Annotated in this window: 7 protein-coding genes; all 7 read right to left on the bottom strand. The window is 37.2% G+C overall.

Annotated elements, in window-relative coordinates; translation table 11 throughout:
- Window positions 1-113: 113 nt before the first annotated feature.
- Window positions 114-560: a radical SAM protein gene (locus EBF12_RS12050; RefSeq protein ID WP_244196513.1), complete on the bottom strand. Its 447-nt coding sequence runs from the start codon at window positions 558-560 to the stop codon at window positions 114-116.
- Between the two features lie 42 nt (window positions 561-602).
- The gene (locus tag EBF12_RS12045; protein ID WP_244196512.1) at window positions 603-746 is read right to left on the bottom strand and encodes a hypothetical protein; all 144 of its coding nucleotides are present in this window, start codon (window positions 744-746) and stop codon (window positions 603-605) included.
- A gap of 31 nt (window positions 747-777) precedes the next feature.
- The gene (gene murI / locus EBF12_RS10055; RefSeq protein ID WP_002956822.1) at window positions 778-1,518 is read right to left on the bottom strand and encodes a glutamate racemase; all 741 of its coding nucleotides are present in this window, start codon (window positions 1,516-1,518) and stop codon (window positions 778-780) included.
- A gap of 14 nt (window positions 1,519-1,532) precedes the next feature.
- Window positions 1,533-2,819 (bottom strand): transcription termination factor Rho, encoded by a 1,287-nt coding sequence (gene rho / locus EBF12_RS10050; protein ID WP_121727528.1) that lies wholly within the window; start codon window positions 2,817-2,819, stop codon window positions 1,533-1,535.
- 117 nt (window positions 2,820-2,936) lie between these two features.
- Complete coding sequence (locus tag EBF12_RS10045; RefSeq protein ID WP_121727527.1) at window positions 2,937-3,626, bottom strand: response regulator; 690 nt, start codon at window positions 3,624-3,626, stop codon at window positions 2,937-2,939.
- Entirely contained in the window at window positions 3,623-5,107 is a 1,485-nt protein-coding gene (locus tag EBF12_RS10040) for a sensor histidine kinase (protein ID WP_121727526.1), read from the bottom strand. Before EBF12_RS10040 ends, EBF12_RS10045 begins: the two co-directional genes overlap by 4 nt.
- A 21-nt stretch (window positions 5,108-5,128) precedes the next feature.
- Complete coding sequence (locus EBF12_RS10035) at window positions 5,129-6,610, bottom strand: coiled-coil domain-containing protein (protein WP_121727525.1); 1,482 nt, start codon at window positions 6,608-6,610, stop codon at window positions 5,129-5,131.

Here is a 6,610-nt window from a genome sequence, read left to right as displayed (position 1 = left end):
TACAACACAAAATGAGAGAACAATCAGAATTTATCCATATCTCATCAAAGGGGATTGAGCAAAGGGGCTTGTTGAGAGGTTGTGTGGAAAATTTAGAAGAAGAAAAATGTTGATTATGCAGAGATTCTTCTATCCCCCCCCCCCGTATAAATATATTCTTTTTGTGTAATATTGCGTTTATAAGGGAGAATTTTGTCAATAAGGTAGGCATTTTCTCCAAAAATTTCCCCAAAAGCTTCTTGTGGATTTTGTGTATTGCAAGGGGTTAAAACAGAGCTAATGAGAAGTTTAAGATGTGGATATCTTTCTTTTTTAAGTTTAAGGAGTGTGGAAAAATTTTGAATAACTCTATCAAAATCATCGCGATTATGCACTTTTTTATAATTTACAGAATCAATTGCATTGATAGAAAACTTTATAGAATCTAGTCCAGATTCTATGAGAGATACAGCACGAGATTCATTCATCAATGCCCCATTGGAGCTGATGTAAATGTATGGAATGTTGTAGGTGTTTTTGCAATGATTAATGATAGATTCTAAATCATTATTTAAAAGCACTTCACCTTTTGCTGATAGCCCTAACTCATCAGTTTCAACATATTACAAAACATTATCCATAGCTTTTACAAAATCAGCATAACTTGTTTTTGCTTTCTTGGTGCGTTTATCTGGGTTTGAGCAAAAATCACAGGCGTGATTGCAAAATGTGCAGACATCAAAGTTTATTTTTCTTTTGAGTTTCATTTTCTCTCCTCTATTGTGTTTGGGGGTGCTATTATAACCACTTTTGTGCGATTTTTGTTAAAGAGGCGGTGTTATCACTTGCGAAAAATTGAAGTGATTTGAGTGGATATTGTGTGCGAAGCTGCAAATGCGTTTCTAAATACTCCACAATCGCCTCGCCTGAATGGATAAGCACACTTTGATTGTTAAAATACGCACTCAAAGCATCTGCGATAAGCGGAAAATGTGTGCAGCCTAGGATAATGCCTTTTGGTGGATTGGTGAAATTACTAAAATAGTAATCAAACACGCTTTCAAGCACCGCTCCTTCAAGCAAACCCTCTTCAACAAGTGGCACGAAAAGTCCAGTAGCAAGGCTTTTAAGATTCCAAAAACCTATTTTTCTTAGGCGTGTCTCATATTCCCCAGAATTAATCGTGGCACGAGTGGCTAAAATAAGGATTTCTGAATCTGTGTCCTTGAGCTTATTTTGCACGGCTAAGACTCCGGGCTCAATCACGCCAACGATTGGAATCTTGCTGTGTTTTTGCATTTCTTCCAATGCATAGGCACTCACGGTATTACACGCAACGATGAGAATATCAATATTATGGGGCTTAAAAAAATCTAATGCTTCTAGGGAAAAGCGAATAATAGTTTGCTTATCTTTCACACCATAAGGCACACGAGCTGTATCACCATAGTAAATAATCTCATCAAAAAGTTTTGCATTAATAAGACTTTTTAAAACGCTTAAGCCCCCAATACCGCTGTCAAAAACCCCTGTTCGCATCTATTTTCCTTAAACTACTCTTGCATCATATTTAAAAACTCTTCATTGTCCTTTGTTTGCTTCATTTTTGAATAAATAAAGCTAAGTGCTTCTACATCGTCCATTGTGTGCATTACATTGCGTAGCATCCACACTTTTGTGAGATTATCTTTGCCAAGTAGCAAGTCATCTTTTCGCGTTCCGCTTTTAAGCACATCAAAGGCTGGGTAGATTCTGCGATCAGCAATATTTCGTGCTAAGACGATTTCGCTATTACCTGTGCCTTTAAACTCTTCAAAAATCACTTCGTCCATTCTAGAGCCTGTCTCAATAAGGGCTGTAGCGATGATGGTAAGGCTTCCACCTTGCTCTATATTTCTAGCTGCACCAAAAAATCGCTTAGGCTTATGCAAAGCATTGGCATCAACCCCACCGCTTAGCACCTTACCACTTGAAGGTGTAGCGGCATTATACGCACGAGCAAGACGCGTGATAGAATCTAGTAAAATCACCACATCTTTACCCATTTCAACCTTTCGCTTGGCAGATTCAATAACTAAATCAGCTACGCGGATATGATTTGTCGCTGGCATATCAAAAGTAGAGCTAAACACCTGCCCTTTGACGCTCCGCTCCATATCAGTTACTTCTTCGGGTCGCTCATCAACGAGCAAAACCATAAGTTCAACTTCGGGGTGATTTTTCGCAATGCCGTGGGCTAACTCTTTCATAAGCTCCGTTTTTCCTGTGCGAGGAGGGGCTACAATAAGCGCTCTCTGCCCCTTGCCTATGGGGCTAAAGAGATCTAGCATTCTACCTGTAACTTTGCTAGATTCATATTCAAGCTTGAGCTGCTCTTGTGGGAATAGGGGGGTGAGATTATCAAAAAGAGGGCGGTTTTTATTCTCTTCAAGCGACATATAATTAATGGCTTCAATCTTTAAAAGTGCATAATATCGCTCCTGATCTTTTGGGGCGCGCACCTGTCCGGTTACAATATCGCCATTACGCAAGGCGAAGCGGCGGATTTGAGATTGTGAAACATAAGTGTCATTTTGAGAATCTGCAAGACTTTCTGTCAAAGCACGCAAAAAGCCATAGCCTTCATTTGTAATTTCTAAAATCCCTGAAAAAAGGATATATCCGCCTTGATTGACTTGATTTTTTAGAATCTCAAAGATAAGGTCTTGTCGGCGATAGTCGCTAGGATTTTCAACCTTGACTTCTTCGGCAATTGCGATAAGTTGCTTAATACTTTTTGTGCGGAGTTCCTCTAGTTGATACCCTTCCACAGGTGTGTGAGTTCGTTTGTGTTCTGCCATAAATGTCCTTAAAAGAGTTTTGTTAAGAAATTAGGAAGTTGCAAAATTGGATTCTAAATCTTAAGAGATTTCATAGGTAAAATGAAAGGCTGATTGTATTAAAAACTTTGCTTGAAGTCAAGGGTTAGAATCTTTTAGGGCGTTATTTTTGGCGTTTTGGTCTAAATCTGGGTGAATCTTATAGACTTTGTTTTTAATTTTGATAAGAATGCCTGTATCAATGAGCTGCTTGAAAGTTTTAACAATCGTAGGTTTGCTGACATTAAGATGAGCAATGATGTCCTCATAAGAGCCATAAAAGATATTATCCTCATCGCAATGAGCGAGTAAAAATTGGATAATGGCAATTTTTTTGCCCCCTACAAATGTGGAGATAGCGTTGATAAGGAGATTCTTAGAAGCAATTTCATCGGCTTGTAAAAATGGTAGAATTGCCTTATCAAGGGCGTGGAGCAGCTCCTCAACATTGATGGGTTTAAGAATGTAACCATCAACGCGTAGTCTTATGGCATCAAGAAGGTATTTTGTCTCCGTGTGTGCGGTGGTGATGACAACGGGGACATCAGGGTGAGTGCTAGAAGTGCGTATGGCATTAATCAGTTCAATGCCATTCATCTTTGGCATAAGAATATCTGTAATGACTAAATCAACCTTATGGAGTTTAAAAAGATTCAGTGCTTCTTGTCCATTTTTTGCCACAAGCAAACGCCCAACATAATCTTCAAGCACCATACTTGTGAGATTAGCCGTGTCATTATCATCTTCTGCGTATAAAATAGTGAGTTTGCTTAGTGCTTCAAGATTCATAGTGTTCCTTTTGTAATGGGTATGCTTATGCTAAATTCCGCCCCAAAATGTTCCTTATCCTCAAAGTCTTTACTAGACCAGTGCGTATTAGATACATTGATTGTGCCATTGAATTGACGCTCTATGATTTGCTTTGCCATATAAAGCCCAACACCCGTGCCAACAGACTTATGCTTGGTGGTGAAATATGGCTCAAAAACCTTTGATTTATCATTGAGATGAATCCCACCTGCATTGTCTCTTACGCAAAGCACGATATTGTATCCTAGCTTATCTAATGAAATCGCTATGATTGGCTTTTGAAAGTTTTGTTTGCTTTCCATAGCGAGTTTTAGAGCATCAATGGCGTTGTTGATAAGAATTAAAATAACTTGTGTGAAAGAGTTTTGGAATCCATCAATGCTGAGATTCTCATCATCTTTGTTCATCACCACTTCAACTTGGATTGAGCTTTCAGCAAGTTGTGCTTGGAGTAACTCTACAGAATCCCAAATACTTGTAGAAAGCACAAAAGGCTCTGTCTTACTCTCTGGACGAAAGAAATTGCGGAAATTTTCAATGGTATTTGACATCTCTGTGGCGATTTTCATACCATATTGTGTTTGTGTGAGGACAAATTCCTCATTTAATTTTTTTTGTAAAGCCTTACTTTTAAAGCTTTGAATGAGCATCATCAGGGAATTAAGCGGTTGCCGCCATTGATGAGCGATATTTTGTATCATCTCTCCCATAGAGGCAAGTCTTGCTTGTTGATACATAATCAAATCTTTCTTGCGATTTTGCTCCACTTCGTATGCTATGGACTTTTGGAGATTCTCATTGAGATTTTGTAACTCTTGGGTTTTCTCCTGCACGAGTTGTTCTAAGGTGAGGTGATTGGTATTTATGGATTGGCGTATAGAAAGGGCAAGAATGATGATTGTTGTGATAACAATGAGCATAAAAATAGCTAAGATAATGAAAGTGTTTTGATATAGAGAATCTGTAATATGCTTATCATAAAAAGCAATATCAAACGCAAGGAGTATTTGCTCTTCTAGCAAGGAGGGAATGCGAGAAGTGTCATTTGCGATAAAGGCTTTGTCAATAGATTCTGTGATGATATTTTCTTTGGCTAAGAGAATCTGAATCTGCTTATACTGGCTTGGTTTAAAAGTTTTAGCATACCATTCTCGCAAGTGAGAGACGGCTAAATCTTGAGTTTTTTTAAGGTTGTGGAGCTTGTATTGGTCCCACATTTCAAGGATTTTTGGTAGATTCTGGCTTGATTTATAGGGGTCATAATTTTTATTTAGCAAAATGAGAGAGTGGATATTATTATTTTGCGGTGAGTTGGTATCAAACTCGCTCTTAAGCCCAATGAGTGCAAGCAGTCCTACACTTGCCACCAAAGCAAACCCAACAATCACAATCCACACTAAAATTGTCGTTTGTGTATGAAAAGATGTTTTGTTGATAAAATGCGTGATGATATTTTTCATTACAACTCCTTTGCTTCTCTTTTACATTAGATCTTTACCATTTGCAATAGCATCACCCAAAGCGTGGCAAAGCAAGTCGTATTGTAAAAATATTTCTCTATTTTTCTTAAAAGTGTAGTTAATGCGTTGTTTTAACGCTTCATTAGATTCTAAGAGTTTGATGTGCTGATTATTTAAGCTCACAAGCTCTTTTTGCAATGCTTCTGTGCTGTTTAGAATCTGTGATTTTTTGAGGATAAGGGCATTTATCTCTTCACTTAGTGTGTCAATTTGCTCTTTTGGTGCTTTTTGATTGACAAGCAAACGCAAGGCTTGATTTTTAGATTCTAGCTCATCTTTGCAATATGCGATTTTAGCCTGAGATTCTTTTAGGGCAGATTCGTGCTGATTGCTTGTGTGTGTGATATGTTCAATTTGTTTATTGATGGTATCACTCTCTTGTTGCATTTTTTGTATATCAAATTCTATGTTTAATTTGCTCCTTAGAGCTTGTTGTATGAGATTAATAGTCCAAGGATTCCCAGAGCTATCAGTGATTAATGGCTTTTTTAGAATCTGCCCTCTTAACTCAAGTGAGCCACCATTATAAAACTCAATAAACCTTATAGCATTTGCATTATTTTTTGCACAAAGCTCCAAAAGCTCTTTGGCTACGATTTCAAACATTACTCCAGCATATTTTTGTGCCAGATTCATACAATAAATACTTTTTGCTAGAGAATCTATGTGGCTTATGGCAAGGCTTTCTATGTAAAGACGCAATTTTTGAATCGCAAAAAAACTGAATTGTTTATTAAACTCAAGATTATCTATGCGTGAAAGATGTATGTCATTTTGCAAAATCGTTAGCGTATTTTGCACGATAATAGTATGCATATCAGCTGAAAGTAGGGCGTTATCAAGAATCTTTTTATTCTCATTGCTTAAAACATTGATATGAGCATTACTATTAATCTTGCGGATTTCATTATTGAGCTTTACTTTTTCATAATCAAAGGCAAAGAGTCTAATTTCACCATTTTTAAAAAAAAGTGCATCTCTAGCTTGTATGCCAAAGACATTTCTTAGAGCAAGTTTGATTAGCTCTCTTTGTGTGCTTCTCTGCACATCAAAGCTAGATTCTACAAAATCAAAGAGTTCTTTAAAATCCCGCTTTGTGAGCTCTCTTTGCTTGATTTTCTCTTGCGTATAAAGGGCTTTGTGGGTTTTTAAAAACTTGCAAATAGAATCTACATAGATATTATGTTTTTTGTCCTTAATATGCGTGATGATATGGAGTGTATTTTTGTCATAATACACAAAAGCCCCCAAGCCATATTGATGATAAAAATGCAAAATCGCCATTCGCATTTCATTTTCTATAAGCTGTTGGTTTTCATCTTTATGCTGTTGCCAAAGGGATTCTAGGCTTTTTTGGGCATTGTTTTTGGCAAGTGTAATATCCAAAGTTTTAAAGCTATGTTGCAAAATATCTAGCGTTTGGTTGTATAGGGAAGTATTCAT

The sequence above is a fragment of the Helicobacter labetoulli genome (assembly GCF_003670275.1).
Classification (GTDB): Bacteria; Campylobacterota; Campylobacteria; order Campylobacterales; family Helicobacteraceae; genus Helicobacter_C; species Helicobacter_C labetoulli.
This window is presented reverse-complemented; position numbering and strand designations above follow the sequence as displayed.

Coding starts and splice junctions, on each gene's coding strand:
- EBF12_RS10045 (WP_121727527.1), bottom strand. CDS start 3,626: ATGAATCTTGAAGCACTAAGCAAACTCACTATTTTATACGCAGAAGAT.
- EBF12_RS12045 (WP_244196512.1), bottom strand. CDS start 746: ATGAAACTCAAAAGAAAAATAAACTTTGATGTCTGCACATTTTGCAAT.
- EBF12_RS10035 (WP_121727525.1), bottom strand. CDS start 6,610: ATGAATACTTCCCTATACAACCAAACGCTAGATATTTTGCAACATAGC.
- murI (WP_002956822.1), bottom strand. CDS start 1,518: ATGCGAACAGGGGTTTTTGACAGCGGTATTGGGGGCTTAAGCGTTTTA.
- rho (WP_121727528.1), bottom strand. CDS start 2,819: ATGGCAGAACACAAACGAACTCACACACCTGTGGAAGGGTATCAACTA.
- EBF12_RS10040 (WP_121727526.1), bottom strand. CDS start 5,107: ATGAAAAATATCATCACGCATTTTATCAACAAAACATCTTTTCATACA.